Annotated in this window: 17 protein-coding genes; 1 reads left to right on the top strand and 16 read right to left on the bottom strand. The window is 48.2% G+C overall.

Annotated features, from left to right (window positions below; all coding sequences use genetic code 11):
• Positions 1 to 16: 16 nt before the first annotated feature.
• The 16 genes from ACFVS2_RS04355 to ACFVS2_RS04280 form a co-directional block, all read right to left on the bottom strand.
• Positions 17 to 1,660 carry an ABC transporter substrate-binding protein gene (locus tag ACFVS2_RS04355; protein ID WP_390231394.1) on the bottom strand — a complete coding sequence of 548 codons (1,644 nt, stop codon included), beginning with the start codon at positions 1,658 to 1,660 and terminating at the stop codon, positions 17 to 19.
• A 42-nt stretch (positions 1,661 to 1,702) separates the two neighbouring features.
• A complete protein-coding gene (locus ACFVS2_RS04350) occupies positions 1,703 to 2,782 on the bottom strand; it encodes a M42 family metallopeptidase (protein WP_173617562.1) in 1,080 nt (359 codons plus the stop codon).
• Positions 2,783 to 2,807: 25 nt separating this feature from the next.
• Complete coding sequence (locus ACFVS2_RS04345; RefSeq protein WP_390232410.1) at positions 2,808 to 4,373, bottom strand: AMP-binding protein; 1,566 nt, start codon at positions 4,371 to 4,373, stop codon at positions 2,808 to 2,810.
• 26 nt (positions 4,374 to 4,399) lie between these two features.
• Entirely contained in the window at positions 4,400 to 5,170 is a 771-nt protein-coding gene (locus ACFVS2_RS04340; RefSeq protein WP_390231391.1) for an enoyl-CoA hydratase/isomerase family protein, read from the bottom strand.
• Positions 5,157 to 6,041: an amidohydrolase family protein gene (locus ACFVS2_RS04335; protein WP_390231387.1), complete on the bottom strand. Its 885-nt coding sequence runs from the start codon at positions 6,039 to 6,041 to the stop codon at positions 5,157 to 5,159. Before ACFVS2_RS04335 ends, ACFVS2_RS04340 begins: the two co-directional genes overlap by 14 nt.
• A complete protein-coding gene (locus tag ACFVS2_RS04330; protein WP_390231384.1) occupies positions 6,028 to 6,690 on the bottom strand; it encodes a TetR/AcrR family transcriptional regulator in 663 nt (220 codons plus the stop codon). Before ACFVS2_RS04330 ends, ACFVS2_RS04335 begins: the two co-directional genes overlap by 14 nt.
• Positions 6,691 to 6,955: 265 nt before the next feature.
• Entirely contained in the window at positions 6,956 to 9,208 is a 2,253-nt protein-coding gene (locus ACFVS2_RS04325) for an ATP-binding cassette domain-containing protein (RefSeq protein ID WP_390231381.1), read from the bottom strand.
• A gap of 164 nt (positions 9,209 to 9,372) precedes the next feature.
• Complete coding sequence (locus tag ACFVS2_RS04320) at positions 9,373 to 10,686, bottom strand: molybdopterin molybdotransferase MoeA (protein WP_390231378.1); 1,314 nt, start codon at positions 10,684 to 10,686, stop codon at positions 9,373 to 9,375.
• A complete protein-coding gene (gene moaA / locus ACFVS2_RS04315; RefSeq protein ID WP_390231375.1) occupies positions 10,646 to 11,674 on the bottom strand; it encodes a GTP 3',8-cyclase MoaA in 1,029 nt (342 codons plus the stop codon). Before moaA ends, ACFVS2_RS04320 begins: the two co-directional genes overlap by 41 nt.
• Before the next feature lie 25 nt (positions 11,675 to 11,699).
• A complete protein-coding gene (locus tag ACFVS2_RS04310; RefSeq protein WP_390231372.1) occupies positions 11,700 to 11,867 on the bottom strand; it encodes a hypothetical protein in 168 nt (55 codons plus the stop codon).
• A gap of 29 nt (positions 11,868 to 11,896) precedes the next feature.
• Positions 11,897 to 12,247 carry a Na-translocating system protein MpsC family protein gene (locus ACFVS2_RS04305; RefSeq protein ID WP_390231369.1) on the bottom strand — a complete coding sequence of 117 codons (351 nt, stop codon included), beginning with the start codon at positions 12,245 to 12,247 and terminating at the stop codon, positions 11,897 to 11,899.
• Between the two features lie 14 nt (positions 12,248 to 12,261).
• A complete protein-coding gene (locus tag ACFVS2_RS04300) occupies positions 12,262 to 12,657 on the bottom strand; it encodes a phosphate-starvation-inducible protein PsiE (protein WP_173617570.1) in 396 nt (131 codons plus the stop codon).
• Complete coding sequence (locus ACFVS2_RS04295) at positions 12,654 to 13,133, bottom strand: helical membrane plugin domain-containing protein (protein WP_390231366.1); 480 nt, start codon at positions 13,131 to 13,133, stop codon at positions 12,654 to 12,656. The genes ACFVS2_RS04300 and ACFVS2_RS04295 overlap by 4 nt, the downstream gene beginning before the upstream one ends.
• Positions 13,133 to 16,084 carry a formate dehydrogenase subunit alpha gene (fdhF, locus tag ACFVS2_RS04290; protein WP_390231363.1) on the bottom strand — a complete coding sequence of 984 codons (2,952 nt, stop codon included), beginning with the start codon at positions 16,082 to 16,084 and terminating at the stop codon, positions 13,133 to 13,135. Before fdhF ends, ACFVS2_RS04295 begins: the two co-directional genes overlap by 1 nt.
• Positions 16,085 to 16,424: 340 nt before the next feature.
• Complete coding sequence (locus tag ACFVS2_RS04285; RefSeq protein WP_390231361.1) at positions 16,425 to 19,088, bottom strand: IPT/TIG domain-containing protein; 2,664 nt, start codon at positions 19,086 to 19,088, stop codon at positions 16,425 to 16,427.
• A 69-nt stretch (positions 19,089 to 19,157) separates the two neighbouring features.
• A complete protein-coding gene (locus ACFVS2_RS04280; protein WP_390231358.1) occupies positions 19,158 to 19,583 on the bottom strand; it encodes a VOC family protein in 426 nt (141 codons plus the stop codon).
• A gap of 187 nt (positions 19,584 to 19,770) precedes the next feature.
• On the opposite strand from ACFVS2_RS04280, the gene ACFVS2_RS04275 reads away from it, so the two are divergent.
• The gene (locus ACFVS2_RS04275) at positions 19,771 to 21,828 is read left to right on the top strand and encodes a LuxR C-terminal-related transcriptional regulator (RefSeq protein WP_390231356.1); all 2,058 of its coding nucleotides are present in this window, start codon (positions 19,771 to 19,773) and stop codon (positions 21,826 to 21,828) included.
• Positions 21,829 to 21,866: the final 38 nt, after the last annotated feature.

Genomic DNA, 21,866 nt, shown 5'->3' with positions numbered 1-21,866 from the left:
TTTTTTGTTTCCACGCTTACTTAACCCACACGTCCTGATACAATTTCAGTCCGGATGGATCAAGCATCAGACCCTGAACACGGTTGTTTACCACGACAAATCGTTTTTCCGTGTAAATGGGAATCCAAAAAGCCTCCTCCACAGAGCGCTTCTGAAGATCTTCATAGATTTTCGCTCTATCGTCGCTCTTCATCGTCACCTGTCCCTTTTCCAGCAAGGAATCGATCGTTTTGTCATGGATGGCTGAACGATTCATCCCACCGATCTGAGTTGAATGCATGAACGGAAACAAGATATCAGGGTCATCAGCGACGTATCCATCCAGCGCCAAGTCAAATGTGCCGGCAGCAGTTAACTGGTCAACTGCGCTACCTTCCAGAGTAATGATTTTCACGTCTACCCCAATCGCTTTGAACATTCCTTGCATCAACTGGGCAGGTTGAGACCATACTTCCATACTCAACATTTCGAGATGAAGCGGTTTTCCTGCTTTCTCCCTTATCCCTTGTGCATTCAGTTTCCATCCGGCTTCTTCCAGGAGCTTCACCGCTTCCTCGGGGTTGTATTTGTATGCATATTGGGCAATGGATTGATCGTATCCGAACAAATTTGCTGGCAGCGGACCATCTGCAACAATTCCTTCGCCTTGCAGATGCGACTGCACGATAACATCTTTCTTTACTGCCATTTGTAACGCTTTGCGTACGTTTTTATCTTGTAAAATCTCGTTATTCAAGTTCAGCTCGACAAACAGCCCCAAGCCGCGCTTTGTCTGCTCAAGTACCGTAAAACCATTGTTGTTCTTGAATTTCTTCGCATCTTTCGCAGGCAGATCAGCGATGTCGATGGTTCCACTTTCCAAAGCAGCGACAGCCGTTTGCGGATTTCGAATCAATTTCAGAACTAATTTGTCTGGCCTCGGTGGTCCTTGATTTTTAAAGAAGGGCGTTGCCCAGCGATACGCATCATTTTGAATCAGCGTGATAGAGTCTCCTGATTTCCAGCTCTCCATCTTCCATGGACCGACACCGACCGGATTCCTTCCGTATTGATCCCCAAACTTTTGCACCGCGTCCACCGAGAGCGGCTGCATCCAGCTCGCGGAAGTGAAATAGGTGAGGAGCGTGGCAGACGGTTCATTCAACTCCAAAATAAGGGTCTGATCATCTGGTGTTTTGATCGATTTGAAGATGCCAAGAACCATCCCTACGCCTTTGGGAGCGATTTCCGGAGACATGGCCCGCTCAAACGTTCGCTTGTACGCCTGTGCAGTAAGCAGTGTCCCATCATGAAAGGTAACGCCTTGGCGAATGCGAAATGTCCATGTCTTCCCATCTTCCGAAATGGAGTACGATTCGGCCAGATGAGGCTTGACCTCATGTGTTTGGGGGTCTCTGTAAAGCAGAGCCCCCCCTAGATTGAGTGCGACCGCCTCCGTGCTTAACGCTGTCGATTTGTGGACATCCAGTGTATCTGGTTCACTGCCGATCGCAACAGTGATCGTTCCGCCCTTTTTCTCGGATATATTGGCATCTCTTTTTCCTTCATCAGTATCTGGTTTCGTGGCTAGCGTACCGCAGCCGGCCACGCCTCCCAGCAGTACGAAACAAGAAAGGACAATGCTCACAAACGTGGCGGTTTCCCGCTTTCTTATCCCCATGAATGACACCACTCTCCCATGTTTGGAACATATCCTTGCCTCCTACGATCTGAGCCATTCAACCGTTTTTTGATCCAGCTTTTTGACGAGAGCCGTCAGTAATTTCACCGTATTTTCTACATCATCATGATGGAGAATCGAAGCGTGGCTGTGAATGTAACGCGCTGGGATTGCGATGACGATGGATGGAGCCCCTTTGCCAACCATATGAGCAGCTCCTGCGTCCGTACCCGCACCTGCAATAGCAGCATATTGATAAGGGATGCCTTCCTCTTCAGCCGTATCAAATAACAGATCCCGCAATTTCCGATTGGGCACGAGAGAGCCGTCGAATAGACCAATCGTAGGCCCGCCACCGCACTTGATATCAGGCAAATTAGGAGAGTCGGCGCTTCCCGGCGTGTCAAACGTTATCCCTGTCTCCAATGCAATAAATATATCTGGCTGCACCATATACGTGCTCGTGAATGCGCCGCGGCATCCCACTTCTTCTTGTGCAGTAGCGCCGCTAAATACGATGTTGGGGTGATCCGTTTCTTGCAACTGTTTCATTACTTCAATGGCTGTCAGGCAACCGCCGCGATTATCGAGCGCTTTTGCCATATACATCTTGTCATTCGCCATCACCGTGAAAGGGCAGATCGGCACAATCGGATCACCTGGGCGAATTCCCAGCTCCTTTGCTTGTTCTGCACTGGATGCTCCGATATCGATGAACATCCGCTCGATCTCAACCACTTTCTTTCGTTCTTCCGAAGACAGCAGATGCGGCGGTTTTGACCCGATTACGCCGACAATATCCCCTTTGCTTGTTTTAATGTTCACGCGCTGTGCCAACATCACCTGCGACCACCAGCCACCAAGCGGCTGGAAGGCGATGAATCCATCCTTCATGACACGCGTTACCATGAACCCCACTTCATCCATATGGCCCATCATCATGATTTTGGGTCCATTGGCCAGGCCTGTTTTTCGCCCGATTATGCTTCCCAGATTATCTGTGAACACTTCTTCTGTAAGCGGTTCCAAATACGTGTGCATTAATTCTCGCACTTCCTGTTCTTGTCCGGGAACTCCGGCCGCCTCTGTCAGCTCTTTCAGTACCTTTACCCAACTATTCATCCATATCTTCCTCTCCATTTGCATGTTATCTCCAGCTATCATCCATGCGATCATAGGAACCGATGCGAAGATCTGCTTTTTCGTTCGCCAGTACATGCTTGGCTATACGCTCAGATGGGGTACGAGGCAATTCACTGCGGTATTCCCAATATCGTGGAACCTTGTAGTAAGCAAGATGCTCGGTGCAATAAGAGATCAATTCATGAGGAGGCACCGTTTGGCCCGCTTTCACTACCACGTATGCCTTGATTTCTTCCCCGCGTATTTCGTCTTTCACTGGAAGGCAGGCAGCATATTGCACGGCCGGATGCATTTTCATGACTTCCTCAACCTCAGCAGCCGAAATATTTTCCCCACTCCGGCGAATCATCTCCTTTTTTCTGCCGACATAATAGATGTATCCGTCTTCGTCCATTCGCACCAAATCTCCGGTGTGGAACCAGCCGCCCTGAAAGGCAGCGAAAGTCGCATCAGGATCTTTATAGTAGCCGTCCATCATCCCCAAGCCCCGTAGGAGGAGCTCGCCAACCTCTCCCCTCGAAACGGGGCGGTTGTGAATATCAACAATGCGGACGGTCCGGTCTTTATCCGGTTTTCCGATGCAGCCTGTTCCGAGCAATCGGTCATGATCGGGTGGTTTTACCGAAATATCTCCACCTGTCTCTGTCATGCCAAAAACCTCATACCACGGCGCGCCCCATCGCTCTTCCAATTCGCGATGCAGATGCGGGGGAATGGCCGAGCAAAAGATGGTGCGAACGTTATTTTCCTTGTCTACTGGCGAGCGTGGTGCTTTGACCATTAGCGTGGGCATGATCCCCAGGCAGTAGAAAAAGGTAACGCCATATTGCCTTACTTTCTGCCAAAATGTAGAGGGATGAAATCGATCGAGAACCACAAGCTTTGCCCCCACAGCGATCACACCCAGCAAATTCCATTGCGGGTCCATATAGTAAAAGGGCTGCGCCGTTAACAGTACATCTGAATTGGTCAAATTGGGATGCTGCTCGACCATCTTTTTTGCTATGGTGATCCAATATTCATGTGAAAGCATACACCCCTTGGGTAAGCCTGTCGTACCAGATGTATATTGGATGTTGACTAAAGTTTCAGGAAAAACGGTAAGCGCTGTTGGAGTCGTGGGCGCGGTTTCACACATCGTTCTGAAATCGACAACATTGGGATCGTCTGATTGGTCTACTGAGAGGATTGTTTTGAGGGTTTGTAAGGAAGGTCTGATCTTCTGTAGCAGGGATATAAATTCCTGTGAAGTTACAATAATGATTGCTTCGGAGTGGTGGAGGATATACTGTGCATCGTACTCTTTGTAATTTACATTTATCGGCACGATAGTCGCGCCCAGTTTTGCCAACGCCAGCCAGGTAAGCGGGAATTCCGGCTGGTTCCTCAGCATGACGGCTACCCGATCCCCATAGCCTACGCCCAGCACTTGGAGCATGTTGGCGATCTGGTTGGAACGGTCTTCTATCTCCTTAAATGACAGTTGTTCATTCCATTCATCAAAGACAAGCCCGATTTTTTCTCCCCATCGTTTGGCCGCCCGTGCCGTCAAAGACTTGATTTCTTGCATGTCCAAAAGGTTTCAGCCCTCCTTCTCTATACCGATCTTTTTTTTCGGAACCCTTCAGCCGCCTGCTTGGATTCGATCGTTTGCACGGTTGCCAGCGCATGCTCGATCTCCAATTCAAAAGCTGCCTCCAGATCGCATTGTGCCCCGCGATTTAGCGCAAATTTGGCTTTTGCAAGCGCTACTTGCGGGAGCTCAGCTAACCGTTTCGCCCACTTGTCAGCTTCTTCAGCTAACACTTTATGATCCACTACCTTGTTGATGAGTCCTAGATGCAGTGCTTGCGATGCACCGAACCTTTCGCCCGAAAACAGCAATTCTTTCGCCCGGACCAGTCCGATTGCGATGGGAAGGATATGCGAGATTCCTCCGGTAACACTAAGTCCCACACTCACTTCCGGAAAGCCGAATTCGGCATCTTGAGCGGCGATGATCAAATCGCATCCGAGCGCAAACTCACAGCCTGCTCCTAATGCATAACCATGGACCGCAGCGATCACCGGGAAAGGAACACGCTGGATCTTTCGTGTTATATCTTGGATTTTCTGTAAATTAAGACGAAGCTCAGCCTCACTTGCAGGCTTTTCTTCATGACGCAAATCATGTCCTGCACAAAAAGCATTCCCGCGACCAGCCAGTATTGCTGCCCTTACTCCTTCCCGTTCCAACTTATCGAGCGATCCATACAGCTCCTCTACCAATTGTGGAATCACCGCATTTAACCGCTCGGGGCGATTCAGGTGAATCCAGCCTATCTCTTGATGGATCTCACACTCTACCACCGCCTTACGTGTTGTCATTCTTTTTTACCTCCGCCTTTATTTTGGAAAACAATGCTTTTGCATTCGAACCAAGCACCTTCTCTAGCACCTCGGGCTTTATGCTTAATTCCTTCCATTCTGCAATCGCGCGTTTTAGAGGAAATACAGGCCAGTCTGTTGCAAAGAGGATTTGATCTTGCAAGAGGTTGTTTGCTAACCTGTACATCATCTCCCACCCTGCTCCTTGCACCCCCAAATACCTTGGAGAAAGCCCGCCCAAATCTATCAGAACATTGGGGTGCTTGCGCGCTACAGCAACCATTTCTGGCACCCAGGGCCACCCCCCATGACACGCGATCAATGTTAATTCCGGAAAATCACAGGCGACTTGATCCAGCAACAGCGGGTGTTCATTCCGGATGGGATGAATCATCGAATAATTAATTCCCGTATGAATAGCAACTGCCAAGCCTAACTCGGCAGCCTTTGCGTATACGGGATATAATTTGCGATCATCGATCGGCATCTCAAAAAATGCAGGCTGGATGTTTACTCCCAGAAAACCCAGCTCTTTGATGCGGCTCACTTGTTGGACAGCGCGCATCGGTCTGAAATGCTCCATTGAAATCGTACCGAACCCTGAGAAGAGCTCGGTGTGAGCGGATATGACTTTTGCCAATGCTTCATTCAGCGCATCCCCATCCTCGCCGAATTCGTATTCTGCATGCATAATGGCGTGGTCTACTCCTGATTCTTTCATTTCTTGAATCAAATCGTCGAGCGTTTTCGCGATAGTCGATCTTACTTGTAACACCGCATCATATTGAGCGACGTACTCATTTCGCATTTCACCTATGCGTGCCTCACGGAACTGCTGTGGCAAGCGGACACGAGCATCAAGAATGTTCATGCGCAGCAGCCCCCAGCCATGGTTTCATAAAAAAACGACCGGGTTCAGGCAGCTCCAAATCGGAGACAGTCAGTTGCTGTCCGTTCCGCTTTGCCTGAACGAGTGCAAGCGCCATATCGGAAAAATTCAAGCTGATTTCTTCCAATGAATTTGGCCCATCAGGCGAGTACCAATGGGCGACACCCGTGCACATTTGAAGCAAAGCCAGGACGGCAAGCTTGGTATTTTCTATCGTAAATACGCCCTGCTCTAATCCGCCCGTTAAAATACGCTGCCAGAGCAGCTCATATTCACTGCGCAACCTGGCAATTTCTACGCGCGTATCTCCTGTCAGCGCACGGAACTCGGTATCTACTACTAGCGCTGTTAGCTTGTCAATGGCATGGCTGGTAACATGAAGCTGTACAAACGCTGCCAATTGTTGTTCGGGTGCTTCAAGCTCAGCGAGCACTTCCTTTGCATTTCCAAGAAGGGTCTGTAAGCCTTCTTGCATGATGGCAACGAGCAGATCCTCTTTTGTCTTCATGTAATGATAGAGAGTGGAGGAGGTTACCTCTGCTTCTAGAGCGATATCACGTATGCTGGTTGCTTCAAAACCTTTTCTTGCGAATAGCCGTAATGCTGCTTGAAATATTTTTTCTTTGGTCAAAAAAGCGCGCTCCTTTCATGTCCATTTACATGTGGCGGTTACATCATTTGCTTTTTGGATTTTGTCGATCGATCGATCGATTGGTTGCTTGTAATCACCACTTTACTAATCACCCCATTCAATGTCAAGATTATTTTTTATTTTCTGATATTTACTTTGACATAACAAAAATCTCCCCCGGTTTCCCATGAGGAGATCTGAATTCGTTATGACATAGCAGCTTTTACGTCGGAATCCCATACATTACGAAAGTGGATTTGATGCATTACTTCAAGTATCTTCCCGTGATCGACTGTTCCGCATGAATGATCTGCGGAGGTGTGCCCTCGAAGACCACCTGACCGCCGTTGCTTCCTCCGTCCGGTCCCATATCGATAATCCAATCCGCTTGGCTGATCACATCGAGGTTGTGCTCGATGACGATTACCGTATTGCCTGCATCTACGAGGCGGTTCATGATCTCCAGAAGGTGACCGATATCAGACATATGTAAGCCAGTCGTCGGCTCGTCCATCACGTAGATGCTGCCTTTCTTGTGCAGTTCGCTTGCCAGCTTGATGCGCTGGCATTCCCCGCCGGAGAGTGTGCTGAGTGGTTGGCCGAGTGTAATATAGTTCAGCCCTACATCACTCATCGCCTGGAGCTTGCGCATTACCTCTTTTAGCTCAAAAAATTCCAATGCCTGCTCCACCGTCATCTCTAACACTTCTGCAATTGACTTGCCATTCAGCTTGTACGCGAGCACCTCTTCCTTAAACCGTCTACCTCCGCAGACTTCGCACGGCAGCTTTACGCTTTCAAGGAATGCAAGGTCTGTATACACAACACCTAGACCTTGGCAGTTCTCACAAGCCCCCTTGGAGTTGAAGCTGAACAAGCCTTGATTGACCTTGTTCGCAGAAGCAAACGCCTTGCGCACATCATCCATGATCCCTGTGTAAGTCGCTGGATTCGAGCGCGTGGACACGCCTACCGCCGATTGGTCGATGACGATCGCATCCGGATGGTTGCTGAGGAATACATCGTTAATCAGCGTACTCTTACCTGAGCCTGCGACACCCGTAACTACTGTCAGCACTCCAGTTGGAATATCTACACTCACGTTCCGCAGATTGTGCAGTGTGGCATCCTCGATGGACAGCTTGCCCGACTGCTTCCTGGAATCTTGCTTCAGTTGGATCGGCCGCTTCATATGGGTGCCTGTCAGTGTCCCTGATTCAAGCAGGCCTTGGAAGTTTCCTTCATACACGATGGTACCGCCGTGGCTGCCGGCGTGAGGCCCGACGTCGACGATATGATCTGCCACTTTGATCACATCGGGATCATGCTCGACGACAATGACGGTATTGCCCTTGTCTCGCAGCTTCTGAAGCAATTCATTTAACCGGTGTACATCACGGGGGTGTAAACCAACGCTGGGCTCATCAAAAATGTAAGTAACATCCACCAGACTGCCACTCAGATGCTTCACCATCTTGACACGCTGCGACTCGCCGCCGGACAAGGTATCCGTCTCACGGTCCAGCGTCAAGTAGTCTAGTCCGATATCCACTAGATGCTGCAACCGCTCCGTCAGCGACTTGACCATCGGTGCGGCGACCGAATCGTCAATCTCCTGAATGACCCGGATGAGCCGACCGACCTCCATGGAGGACATCTCTGCAATGTTGAGGCCATTGATTTTGCAGTTGAGTGCAGCCTTGCTAAGTCTTGCGCCGTGGCAGCATGGGCAGGGACCTTCAGTGATGAACGGCGCAACAGCTTTTTGTGTACGCTCAGACTTCGTCTTTACATCCTGCTTGATGTATTTGTTGGTGAACTTCTCAAGAACGCCTTCTACTGTAATATTCACGGCTTTCCCTGCGAATTGCATCTCCACTTTCCTCGCCTTGGCGTACAACAACTGTTCAAGCTCCTCATCTGAATAATCGCTCAGCTTCTTGTCAGGATCGAAGCCCGTCTGCACGAGCATATTCCATTCCATGCCGTCTACCTTATAGTCCGGCAGCATGATTGCCCCTTCATTCAACGACTTTGACATGTCAACCGCTTTGCTGATGTCGACGCCTAATTTGCGACCGATACCGTTACATTCGGGACACATGCCTTGTGGATCGTTAAAAGAGAACGTACGTGCTTGTCCAACATAAGGCTGGCCCACTCGGGAGAAGAGCAGGCGGAGAATGGGAGAAATATCGGTAATCGTGCCCATCGTAGAATGGGAACCGCCCCCCAGTCGCTTCTGGTCTACGATAACCGCCATGCTGAGGTTCTCGATCGCGTCTGTATCCGGCTGCGGATAGCGGGGCAGGAAATTGCGCACGAACATGCTGAAGTTCTCATTCAGCAATCGTGTGGATTCTGCGGCGATCGTATCGAAGACGATCGATGACTTGCCGGATCCAGATACACCGGTGAAGATCGTAATCTTCCGCTTAGGAATGCGCAAGGATACGTTCTTGAGATTGTTTTCCCTCGCACCGGAGATTACGATATACTCCTGATTAGATTCGCTCATGCCAAACATCCTTCCGATAGTATTCATTTCTACTTATATTTACATTGTACCATTCAGAAGGAGATCTTTCGTACCTGACTGTTCTCGCTTCCAACCCGCGCTCTCCTACCTATTATTTCCAAGGGACGGTCGTTACTTTCACCATAACGCCCGCAAGGTTAGTATTATCCTCTAAGCATCAAGGCGGAGACAAGCTCCCCCTGTAGCATTCCCTTCCCTCCAGGTGGAATCTTGATTAAGCAATCGGAATCTTTAATGGAGACCGTAACGCTTGATTGATCCATCCCGACAGGTTTTACGAATACTTTGCCATCGACTACATACGACTTTCCCCGGACATACCGAGAATACGCATTTACCTTTGTAAAGTCTTCGCCTAGAAAAGCAGTAAAGTCCTGCAAGTAACGATTTTGAATACCCTGCATACCCAAAATCACAGGACGAACGAATAGCTCAAAACCAACAAAGCACGCTCCCGGATTACCTGACAAGGCAAACAAATATTGATCATTCCAAATCCCTGCTGACGTAGGGCTTCCGGGTCGCATCGCTACTTTGTTAAACAGGACCTTCCCATTCCATTTTTCAAAAATATCTACGAGAATGTCGTAGTCACCTACCGATACCCCACCTGATGTAATCACGAAATCTGCAACGGAAAATGCTTCAAGAATAAGAGCTTGTGCTTGGTCCGCTTCGTCCGGGATGGAACCCATCAGTAATGGAATCCCTCCTGCCCCCCGAATAAGTGCCGCCAGCATGTAAGAGTTACTGTTTCGAATTTTCCCTGAACAAAGTGGCGCATCTACAGGTAAAAGCTCTGAACCTGTTGCAAATATCGCGATGGTTGGGCGATTATATACTTTGACGCGGGAGAAACCGAATGTAGCCAACAAGGCGGTCTCACCAGCGAGGATTTCTGTACCTTTTTGCAGGACGCAAGCGCCCATTGTGATTTCGTGACCGATCAGAGTCAGGTTCTTCCCAGGATGGACTTCTTTTTTAATCGAAATGTATGTTTTGCCCTGCTCTTCAAAGTCGTCTGTCATTTCCAGCATGATGACTGCGTCTGCATTTTCAGGTACCATGGCTCCCGTCATGATTCGGGAGGCTGTTTTTTGCGATAATTTTTTTGTAGGAAGAGCACCACACGGAATATTGTCGATCACTTCCAAAAGGACGGGAGACTCAGGGGATGCTCCGCGAGTTGAACTGGATATGATCGCAAAACCATCCATCCCGGAACGCCGGAAATGAGGCATGTTGTCAGACGCAATGATATCCTCCGCCAATGTACGTCTGTAGGCATTTTCCAATGAGACTTCTTCTACACCGAGATGGTTCAGATGTTGCTCAATTCTGCGCTGTGCTTCCAAGACTTGAACCGCATTGCGGTGAAATCGATTCACGCTTTCTACTTTATCCATGTCGTCTACACTACCCTCCAATTTGAGACATGCGCCTAACTGTTGGTACATGCGTTTGACTCTCATCGACGAAAGCTTTAGCCATTTCGTGATTCAGTGGTTTGATATGCAATGCTCGGAAAAAGAGGTCGCGTACTGCTTCATCATTTCCAATACACTTACGAACGTTAAACTCATCCGACCAATATAGGCATGGCTTTATATTTCCATCTGCTGTCAAACGAAGTCGGTTGCAAGTTTCGCAGAAATGATCGCTCACGGGATGAATAAGCCCAAAACTCCCCTTGGCGCCTTCTATCCGAAACGTTTGTGCGGGTCCGTTGCCTCGCACATGATGACTCTCAGCCACTTTCCAGCCCAATTGATGACAGCGGTCCAAAACAGTGGACAAAGGTAGATAGGATTGCTTCCATCTCATATCGTTGTGGCCGATGGGCATGTACTCAATAAAGCGAACTTGTAACTGACTATCGATCGTGAGCTGAAGAAAATCTTCTATTTCGTCATCATTGATCCCCTTCATAAGTACGACGTTCAACTTAATCGGTTCTATCCCTACTTGTTGGCATGCAGCTATACTATCCAGAACTCGATGGACATCTCCACCGCGGGTAATCAACGAAAAACGATCCGCTTTCAACGTATCCAGACTGATATTCACACGGTTCAAGCCGGCTTCTTTTAATTTTTGGGCCTTTCTCGCCAAGAAAATCCCATTGGTAGTCATAGCGATATCTTCGATTCCTGGAATTTCCGCTATCGTCGATACCAAATTTTCAATGCCTTTGCGGACCAATGGTTCTCCACCTGTCAGTCTTACTTTTTTGACCCCCATTTCGGCCAAAACCCTCACAACCTCTGTTATTTCTTTCATAGACAAGATATTTTCATCCGGTTCAAATTCCATTCCATCAGCAGGCATGCAGTAAACACACCGCAAGTTGCAACGATCCGTTACTGAAATGCGTAGATAGTCATGGACACGACCAAAAGCGTCCACCAATTCACTTGGAATCACTGGACTTCCCCCTTTCAGCATTATGAACGCCCCCTTGTTCGCATCATTATAAAAGTAAAAACTTTGCCGACTTTTCCCACAATAGGAAGAAACGTATCTTTTCGGGTGAAACCTTAATTATCGGTGACTCTGTCACGATGGAATCTTCCACTGCCTTCAACGTACCATATTCATCATGCAGGACATGTGATGAAACGCACACCGGTTGAATCACGAGCGTTTCCCCCCTTCCTACCATACGGATCAAGAAATTGATCTATCTAATACATAGACAGTCATGGCAATATCCTCTTCAATACTGATATCTGAAAAAATCCGCAGGACCTTTGCGTGGATGATATCCTCGAGTTTTTCTACTACCGCAGGGTCGTTGTAAATATTCTTCACGAGCTTCGTGCGTGCATCGTGTACCATTCGTTTGCCTTCATCAGATAGAATCATAAATTTTTCTACATTGGTCAGGTTCCCTTTCATTTCACAGATCACCCATGGACCACAAAAGCGTGTAACGATTTCTTTTGGGCCGTTACCGACGTATTCTTTTCGAATCTCACGAACTAGCATACTGAATTGATGTTCGAGATTTTTCGTCATTCGATGTTCTCCTTTCATTCTCCCAGTTTGTTCTTACGAGGAGCCAACAGTAGGTAACAAATGATCAGGATAAGAATAACTAGCGATAGAATCAGATTATTCATAGCATCATCACGATTGACGATGATAAAACGTATCGTGCCGGTAATGCCGATATAGACGAGGTAACGTAGCGGAAAATGGTACTCTTCCTTAAAATATTTGACGATCATAGAAACAAAAACAAAGTACAGAAAAAAGGCTAAGACTTCCTCCAAAATATCATGAACGTTAGTATTACCAAGAAGTGCAGCTGTCACAATGAAATACAGTTCGCGTACCAGATAAAAGCTCAACACAAGCCCCAGAATGATGAGTGAAGTATTTAATATCCGTTGATAGAAGTGCACGATCGATGTCTCTTTCATCATTCCTTTAAGCCCGCTCCTAATCCTTTCAGCAGGTTTATGCCAAAACCCATCGCCCGATTGATGTCTGGATCACGCAGAGCTTTCATCAAATCGAAGACACCTACCTTTTTTCCAGAGCGAAGAACATCATCTGCCCTTTGTAGACCCTTTGTAACACCGCCAATCAGCTTTTTTGTCATTTCAGGATCTAGCTCAGTTAACCCACCTGCGGCAGCCATCGCATTGTTGATCATATGAGTGACAGGAGGACGTACCATTTGCCCTACGACAATTTTGGCAATATCCTCCTTCGCCTCGACTGCGGCGTTGAGTGCTCCAAGAATTCCACTTGCATGGAGTTCCTGGAGCAGCTTGATCGTTGCCTGGATCCCTTCCGGATTTTTGGCGAGCGCTTGTATGACACTTTCTACCGATTGATCTTGTTTTTCTTTTTCGGTAAGAACAGGTTCTTCCACTTTTGAAATCGGTCTTGCCATTATTTTTTACCTCCCACCATGTTTACATCTGCAATCGGTTCATAATCATCTCTGGCCCATTTGCGCTCTACTTGGACACCCATCTGAGGATTTCGCTTCGCATAACGGGGATTGTACATAGGTAGCGGAGTCATTCCTTCTTCATTAAGAAACTCCATACGTACCTTTGCTTGCTTGTAGGCAGGGGTTTGCGTGCGAACGTCCCCGACGCTTCCGGTTAAAAGGTTAATGGCATTTTCATGGCTAACAGAGTGCATGGGTACATACAACTCTTTGCCGCTGACTCGATCTGTCACGAGAACACGAAGCGTAATGGCACCGTATGGAGAGACTAGACGAACCAATGAACCGTCTTTTAGCCCCCGCTCGCTGGCAAGCTCAGGGGAAACCTCCACAAAAACTTCCGGTAGCTTATATTGGATGCCTTTTGATTTATTCGTCATGTTACCTTCATGGAAATGCTCCAGTAGTCGTCCATTATTTAAGGTAAGATCAAATTCCGTTGGATACTCCATAGGCGGAACATATTCGACGAGAGAAAGTCTTGCTTTACCGTCTGGGAAGTTGAATTGTTCTTTGTACAGAAGCGGCTCGTCGGTACCATCTTGTTGCACGGGCCAAAGTAAGCTACTCCATCCTTCTAAATGATTGTATGAGACTCCAGCATAAATGGGTGCCAGGCTCGCAATTTCGTCCATGATTTCAGCAGGGTGTTCGTAACTCCAGTTTGCGCCCATGCGTTGTGCAATCAGTTGGATGATCGACCAGTCTGGTTTTGATTCTCCCAGTGGTTCCATTACTTGATACAACCGCTGGATACGTCTCTCCGTATTCACAAAGGTACCCTCTTTTTCCAGGGATGGAGACGCAGGTAAAACGACATCGGCAAATTGAGCCGTTTTGGTCAGGAATACGTCTTGTACGACAAAGAAATCAAGCTTGCTGAGCGTATCATGCACGTGGTTGGCGTTGGAGTCGACCCAAGCCATGTCTTCCCCCATCAGATACATGGCTTTCAGTTCACCTTTCTCCACTGCTTCCAGCATTTCAATATTGGTTAGGCCTGGTTTGTTCGAGATCGTTACGCCATATGCTTCTTCAAATTTGAACCTCGCCTGATCATCCGTAATAGGCTGATAACCTGGAAGCCATGTAGGGAGTGTTCCCATGTCGCATGCGCCTTGTACGTTGTTGTGTCCACGCAATGGATAGGCTCCTGCTCCTGGTCGACCGTAGTTTCCTGTTACCAGCAAGAGATTAGAGATAGCGGCTGACGTATGCGAACCCGCGATATTCTGCGTCACACCCATTCCCCACAAGATGCAAGTACCATCTGCCTCGACAATCATTTTGGCTGTTTGAATCAACTGTTCTTTTATCAGCCCGGTTACTTCCACAGCGTAATCCAGCGTGTAATTTTCAAGCATTTTCCGATAAGCCTCAAAATCGTTTACTCGATTTTGGAGAAAGGCTTCGTTATGCCAGCCTTGATCGATGATGTACTTCGCGACTGCCGTCAGCCAGACAAAATCGGTCCCTTGTTTTGGATGCAGAAAGAGATCAGAACGTTCGGCCATTTCATGCTTGCGCAGATCAGAGACAATCAGTTTTTGACCGTATAATTTCTTTGCCCGTTTCACGCGGGTTGCCAAAACGGGATGACCCTCAGTTGGATTCGCCCCGACGATGATGACTAGTCCGGCACTTGCGATATCCTGAATGGTTCCCGAGTCCCCACCGTATCCTACCGTTGCCAGCAATCCGTCAGTAGCTGGTGACTGGCAATACCTGGAGCAGTTATCAATATTGTTTGATTCAAATACCTGCCGCGCCAGTTTTTGCATGAGGTAAGCATCTTCGTTGGTTGTTTTGGATGAGCTTACAAATCCCAGCGCGTTGCCTCCGTAGTTTTGCTTGATGGAACCCATTCTCTCAGCGATCAGTGATAGTGCCTCATCCCACGTAGCTGGTACAAATGCGTCTCCTTTTCGAATCAAGGGTGTGGTCAAGCGTTGGTCACTGTTAACAAAATCCCAACCGAACTTTCCTTTCACACAAGTAGAGACACTGTTGACTGGGGAGTCTTCCGTTGGTTCGACTTTCAGAATGTGGCGGCCTTTGGTCCATACCTCAAATGAACAGCCTACCCCACAGAACGTACATACGGTTTTCGTTTTCTTGGTCCGTGTTTCCCGCATCGCCGCCTCTACTTCAGAGATAGCAAAAATGCTGCTGTAACCTGGCTCGACTTCTTTAATGAGATCGATCATCGGATTCAACAAGTCTTTTTTAATCCCTGACAGAAAGCCAGCTTCACCGAGCATGGATTTCTCTATCAGCGCGTTGCACGGACAGACTGTCACACACTGACCACATGACACACAAGATGATTCGTTAATTGATTGATTGTCATCCCATATCACTCTAGGAATCTCTCGCTCCCAATCGATGGTGAGCGTTTCATTTACCTGTAAATCCTGACAAACCTCCGTGCAACGTCCACAGAGAATGCATTGATCGGGATCATAACGATAGAACGGATGCGACATATCCACCTCTTCCTTTTTTTCTCGGAACGGGCGTGTTTGGTGGTCAACTTCGAGCAGCTCTGCCGTATTGTGAACCCGACAATTTCCGTTGTTGTTGTCGCAGACGGTACAATACAGCATGTGGTTTTCCAAGATCCGATCCATTGCTTCTGCCTGTGCACCTTTTGCCCGTTCAGAGGATGTAAGGATGTGCATCCCTTCCTCGATAGGAGTCGAGCACGCCCGCATCATTTTTCCGTCAATTTCACACATGCACGTATCACAAGTTTGAATGGGCCCTAATATGGGTGAGTAGCAGATGTGAGGATGCTCTATTTCTTGTTGCAGCAAATAATCCAGGATACGGGTTCCTTCCTTCGCTTCATGCTTCACTCCATTTAGTTCAAAGCTTATTTTTTTCATCTTCTTTAAAACCTCCAAGAAAATAATAAAAGCCCACCATCAAACAAACTGAGCATGAACACATGAACATGCGCAAATTGTTTAATGGTGGGCTAATTCCTAAGCATCCAAGGATACTCGTTATCCGTCCCAACGTACATATAAGTGAGATCAGGATGATTGAGCAATTCATCATTACTAACCATCAATGATCAGCTACGGGTACATTATATCACCGGATCTACATGGTAATCCAACTTTTTTTATGGAAGGATTGTGCACATGAAAAAGCTGTCAGGGAACATCAGTTCCTTCGACAGCGTAGTATCTGTGTCAATCATCCTATGATTCTATTGCTTACTTACAGAAGAGGCAAGATTGCGTTTGCGTACGCCTGGGCTCCCTTTTGATTTGGATGACCGATGGAGGCACGCTTGCAAATCTCGAAATCCAAGCCCGTGCACCCTGCTTCTGTGCAAGAAACGAGGCGTTCAGCTGCGATCAGGTCTTGTGGTGTCAGGTCCAAATTGATGCCGAATACATAGGGGTCATCCGTCAGGGCAGCGTGCTCGGGACCAAAATTCGGATCGGCGAAAAAGATACGCGGTTTATCGAGCTCCGCATTTCTCTCATCGATTGCTTTGCGCAGGTAGAGCTTTGATTCTGCTTCTAGCTGGGCACAGCGCTTGTATACCTTTTCCAACTCAGCTATACCGAGAATTCCTCCGGCTGCACCGCCGCCGACTCCCCCGACAATGGCCCCTACGCCGATCAACAGTGCTTCTACCACAGCCATATCGCTCTTTTCAGACACAGGTGGATAATAACCGGTAACGATGACTTTGGCTTGTGTAAATTTATTCGTCACCTCTACCAGCAATTTCTTCATGCTCACAAAGAAATAGTCATAATGTAATTTCCCCAAATCGGCTGGATGGAAAGGATTCAGAACTGTCCGAACATCGACATCGTTCATACCTCCATCCAAAAGAATCAAATCCACCAAGTCAGCCTCGCCATTGAAGAACGCACATTGCTGCAGGATTGATGGGAATGATTTAGGTACCTCGCCGTCTACCGGGGCCACTACGTCATCCTTACCCTCTCCAATAATGGCGCCGGAATGAGCGAGTACTTGTGTATATTGCTTGATATTTCCTTCTCTGGCCTGAACGGCTGCACCCACGATGGAATAAAACTTCTCATGCTCTTGTAAGCCTTGCCCCCAGCTCACGGAATCGCCCATCACGAGCATATGGAAGGTTTCTAGTGTCAGTGGAATTTCATTGGAAGGTGTGCCATCGGATAGCCATACTTTCAGCGTCACATGCTCACCCGCTGGATTGCTCTCCACATCAGCAGGTCGAATCATGGTAAATTCCATTTGAGTCGAGCTTACCATCCGTACTTCGGGCATTTCTTGGTTGTTTACCAAGACGCGTGACCCTTCGGAAAAGCCGCTTCCGTTCACGATCACTTTTTGTCCAGGTCTCACACGCGTTTTCACTTGATTTTCTTGCTGGGCGGAAATGACTCGTGGATTCACGAAGACGGATGCCTTGCTGGAAAGAGTCATATCTGATTGTCGAACCTGAAGTGTATGAGAGCCTCCTGTCACAAAAGGCAAGACAAAATGGAGCATCGTATCACTTACTACCTGGGTTTTCGTTTCCGTGCCATCGATCAAAACGACATCGGTTTTGGTATACCGACTTCCTTCCAGCGTCACTGTATCACCTGCGAATGCATAGAGCGGAGAAACATGGCTAATCGACGGCTCCAGGAGCTTGCGTCTGAATTCATCTGCGTCGATGGCTCGAAAGCTCACAGGATCAGACAATCTGCCTCCCGCATATCCGACACGTCCAGCATCGGCAAATGAACCCTGCACTCCCGGTTGACCTGCTGTTCTTGGCCCGGGACCACATGCCGTACCGAATTTTCCATTCTTGGTGTCACCCACGGCGCCACCCGGTCCGCCTGCTCCAGGATTGCCAGGAATTCCCCCTGCCCCCGGGCTGCCTCCCTCAATCGTGATCGCAAAGCCCTGGGAATAGTTTTGGATGATCGTTTGTGGTGCGTACAGAGTCAGCCGACCGCCAGCGCCCCCATTGCCACCCGGGCCTCCGTAGCCAGCTGCACCGCCACTTCCTCCATTTCCACCTGCTCCTGCTCCAGCTTTGCAGAAACCTGCCCAATCCAATTCGGCCGGCTTGCCTTTTCCTCCTCTGCCACCATCTCCACCGTCTTGCCCAAACCCACCTTGTGTGCCATCTTGCCCTTTCAAGTCAAAATGAGGGCGTCCCGCCATATTGAGTACCCATAATTCGAGTTCAGGAGCAGCAGCGCCGTCGAATCCACGGTCTCCAGGCAATCCATGTGTTCCAGGTGTCCCCGGAATGCCGGAGAGCGTCGAAGACATCGGTGCATCAGGCGGTGTTATTGGTTTTTGTCGTTTAGCTGGAACATAGCGGTAAGGACGCTCCCATGTAAACGTTACATTTTGTCCGACCGTCAACTTTTCGGCGATGATGATCAAGTAGCGCTGCGGATATTTCAAAATAACATTGGTTCCATCCTCGATATAAATTTCTGATGCGGCCCAATAGGCAGTGTCGACCGATATATTCAAGGCCGATGCAGGAGACGGAACAGCTAGTGTAGCCATCATTTTTTTAGGGAACGGGATGGTTTGCAACAGTTCTGCTTTTCCACTCAACATTTGCAACGTTGGTGTAGATTTGGTTGAGTCGATTCGATACGCAGACTGAATCATGGTATTCCCACTGACGAGCGTGGGGGTTGGTTTCGTCAATCCCGACTGAGGTACAACCGTTCCGCGGATCTTGAGCGCCCCCAGACTGGACAGGGACGTAATCCCGAATGACTCTAGCACCGCTTTATGATACGTCATTCGATCCTGAACCATTTGGGGTGCTGCTTGGAAGGAAGCCGGATTCACAGCCATCGTCGTAATCCCGAGCGTATTTCCCCCTGCATTGAAAGTGTTTGTAGAAGTTGACATTCTTTTTCCCTCTCCCTTATCACAATGAATGAAATAGTTTGTGCGAGCCAGTCTCCATTGCACGGACGATCATTCTTGGCTAACGCCGAATTCCTCTAACTCCCGAAAGCTGATTTTTCTTCTTTGTGGATGTCTTGTTTCTCCTCGATGCTCCCAAATGATCTCCACATGATTGCCTTCCGGATCAAGAAAAGAAAAACGTGCATATTCGCTCTCCACATACGGACCATGTGCCAAAATACCGTGATCCGTCAGCCTCCTCCACACTTCCTTGAAGTGATCCAACGTATCCACCCAAAAAGCCAGATGCACATGATGCGGATTGTTCAGGATGAGCAAATCATGCCTGCCCGATTGCGGATCAATCGCCAAGCATGCCGTTTCGTCGCCAGGGTTCACTACTGCCAATTCAAGTGCGGTTTCATAAAAAGAGGCCAATCTGCGAACATCATGCGCATATAGGGAAATGTGACCCAAGCGGCTTAGCTTTGACATGTTCCCTCCATCCTTTCGTATTGACTCGCCTGTTTCATCCTAACACCGAGAATACGGGTCTCGATATTACTCGAAAGGATGCATCCAAAAGGATACCCGTGCGATAAATATGAGTACCCAGTATAAAAGAAGCGTAGTAAAATCGTAGGAAGAAAAAGGAAAACCTTGTGATGGAGCAGGTGATGCTATGAATTATCAGGATAGCCTTGAAGAGCTGGAAAGTCGTCTATTGGTGGGAAGAACCGAGGAAGTCCTTCATTTTTTGAAGTTGCTTGCGGATGAGCGGCGCTCCAAAAAAATCATGAATCTCTTCGGGACCGCAGGCGTAGGAAAAAGCTATTTGCTCGACGAGCTCAGGCGGCAGGCTCATCTGCGTCAAGCAGCTACACTCTCTTTGGACAGCGAGCAATTTTGGCACACGCCCTCTGATTTTTGCCTGCATATTTTGCAGGCATTGCACGTTTATCATAAGGGAAAAGAGCACCATCCTTCCCAATTGTTGGAGGATTGTGTTTCGAAGCTGAATGAAAAAGCGGCTGATCAGAGACTCGTCCTCTTTCTCGACATTTACGAGAACTTGGACGGCTTGGACCATTGGTTGCGCGAATATTTTTTCAAGCGATTAAGCTCGAATATCCTGATCGTGATCGCAGGGCGGCATCCGCTGTCTGAAGCTTGGCTTCTTTCTCCCGGTTGGCGGCACTTCATCAGTAGGGTCCCTTTGTCCCATCTTCCTTACGATGCTGTTGAGCGCTATGCGCATTACTGTCACATTTTTGAACCGCCTATCATCCAAGAAATGTGGCGTCGCTCCAAAGGGCATCCCCTTACCCTTTCATTGCTGTCCTTTACCTTGCAACCGAAAGATCAAGAAGGAAACGGTGCTTTTCATGAGGAAATGGATACGCTGCCGTTTGTCGTAAGTCAATGGCTGCGCGAAGTTCCCGGCGAGCATTTGCGTCCGCTCGTGGAAGCAGCTGCTGTATTGCGTCACTTCAATCAGGATAATCTGTCTTTTTTATTGAAAAGGGAAATCACGGCGTCCGAGTTTTTCCAATTGATCCGATTTTCATTTGTACGGAAAGTGGACAGCGGCTGGACGATTCATTCCTTGATGAGAGAATCCATTGCCCAGGATATGCGGGCACGGACTCCGCTTCATTTTGCAGATTTGCAGAAGCGGGCCGTTCACTACTATTATGAGAAGTTCACCAAATCAGCGCATTCGGTCCGCACACCAGAAGCTTTGGAGCTTACCTTCTTTTTAGGTGACGCACTCATTCGCGCCTTTTTAAATTGGTTCGATCCATTACCCAAACCGTTCGAATCGATCCATACTAGTCATCGAGAAGAACTGCTGGAGTATATCCGCAATCAGCGGCACTCTCCCTCCCCTAAAACGATCAAGCTGTTTGATCCGCACACAAACCGCCATTTTGATTTTCACCTGACAGCGGAGCAAACCTTGTACCCGTTGAATTGGCTTGATCATGACCGTTTATTCTCGCTGGGGTACGACGTGCTTCGCGTTCTGCGTAATGAAAACGGAGCGATCTCGGCACTTGCCGCAGTTGTTCCCATCAACGAAAAAACCCTTCCTTACCTGATGGAGCATTCTGGCTCCCGTTCCTATTTCACCGCTCTATCCAAACAAGAGCTAGAACGGTTTAGCGTGCCGGAACACACACGGGCTGGCTGGTTCATTCACACGATTCATCAAGACGATTACGAGGATGTTTCTCAACATACAGCCATTGGCCATATGCTGCACGGTTTGATGTTCACCGGAGAATTTTTGTTGTGTTCCCCTGCACCATTTCCTTTTTTCAAAGCCGCTCACGAAAGTTTGGGATTTGATATAGCTGAATTCGCCACCCACACCAACTATGACGGAGTAACACCCTCCCTCGTATTTTTCCGTGATACGCAAGGAGAGCATCTCCCCGCTTATTTGCAAAAGCTACTCAAACGATCCGGATTGGATGCGGATTTGCCCCTGGAAGAAGAAGCGATTCCAGCTGCTGCTCCACCGACATCACCGGGCATAGTCACAACACTGGACATGAGCATGCTGACGGCGCGAGAACAAGAAGTAGCCACCCTTGTGCTGGAGGGATTGACGAACGCGCAAATCGCTGCCCGCTTGTATTTGAGTGAAGTCACTGTAAAAAAGCATTTGAAATCGATTTTTGAAAAGATGGATGTCAGCAACCGGACACAGTTGGTGAAAAAAATGCTTGTGTAGGACGAAAAAAGAGGAACCGTAGATGGCGGCTCCTCTTT

Origin of the sequence: Brevibacillus sp. NPDC058079 (assembly GCF_042885155.1) — a bacterium.
Classification (GTDB): Bacteria; Bacillota; Bacilli; order Brevibacillales; family Brevibacillaceae; genus Brevibacillus.
This window is presented reverse-complemented; position numbering and strand designations above follow the sequence as displayed.